Below are 1,229 nucleotides of genomic sequence, written 5' to 3' on the forward strand. Positions count from 1 at the left end.
TACGGCAAGATCATTATAAATTGAACTTTTTAATAAAGTAGCGATCAGATCATTTTATACTGATAATCATAAGCTTTGGTGATATTAATGAGTGCTACTTTTTTGAATAATTTTGATTCTATTTCCGACCCGCGCATCGAACGCTGCAAAAAGCATAACCTACTCGACATTTTGTTACTTGCCGTGACGGCTGTTATGTCAGGCTCCGAAGGCTGGGAAGATATTGAAAATTTTGGATATATAAAACTTGACTGGCTACGTCAATACCGTGATTTTGAAGCAGGTATTCCACGACATGACACTATTGCCCGTGTCATCAGCCGCTTAAAAGCGAGTGAAATCGAACAAGCCTTTCAAACATGGATATCAAGCCTGATAGAAAAAACAGGCTGCCATGTGATTGCCGTTGATGGAAAAACTGCCCGTCGCTCATTTACGACTAAAGATAGAAAAAATGCACTGCATACCGTGAGCGCTTGGAGTTGCCAACATCAATTAGTATTAGGGCAAACAGCAGTTGATGCGAAAACAAATGAAATCACCGCGATACCAGAGCTACTCTCACTTTTAGATATAGAAAATAGCATCATTACCCTTGATGCAATGGGGTGCCAGAAAGAAATAGCGAAGCAAATAATCCAACAAAAGGCAGATTATATTTTAGCCTTGAAAGGTAATCATTCAGGTATGCAAGCTGAATTGGAAGCGTGGTGGCATAAATGTCAACGAGAAGGTTTGACACCGGAGAAATACGCTAAGCATACGACAATCTCGTCGGGTCATGGACGAATAGAAACAAGAACTTGTGAACAATTATTAATTGATAAAAAATGGCTTGGTAAGGATTATCGTTGGTCCGGCTTAAACAGCTTTATTAAAATAACAGCAGAAGTCTATGAAAAAAGTACAGGTAAAGAAACAAGCGAAACGCGTTGTTACATCAGTTCATTACCGTTAAATGCCGAGCAGGGCCTCAATGCAGTACGAGACCATTGGCAAGTTGAAAGTATGCATTGGGTGCTTGATATGACATTTAGAGAGGATGAGTCACGAATACGTAAAGGACAAGGACCTCTTGTCTTTAATGTCATGAGAAAAATGGCAATGGCATTATTCAAACAAGATACGAGCAAATCAGCAAGTATGGCAGCCAAAAAGAAAATGGCAGGGTTAGATGATAAATATCGTTCAACCCTGTTGGAGAGTGGGATTAAAATGCGCTAGCCGTA

At 39.8% G+C, this 1,229-nt stretch carries 1 protein-coding gene; it reads left to right on the top strand.

Annotated elements, in window-relative coordinates; all coding sequences use genetic code 11:
• Nucleotides 1–87 precede the first annotated feature (87 nt).
• The gene (locus Q0794_RS18015; RefSeq protein WP_298944259.1) at nucleotides 88–1,224 is read left to right on the top strand and encodes an ISAs1 family transposase; all 1,137 of its coding nucleotides are present in this window, start codon (nucleotides 88–90) and stop codon (nucleotides 1,222–1,224) included.
• Nucleotides 1,225–1,229: the final 5 nt, after the last annotated feature.

It is taken from the genome of uncultured Psychromonas sp. (assembly GCF_947489755.1).
Classification (GTDB): domain Bacteria; phylum Pseudomonadota; class Gammaproteobacteria; order Enterobacterales; family Psychromonadaceae; genus Psychromonas.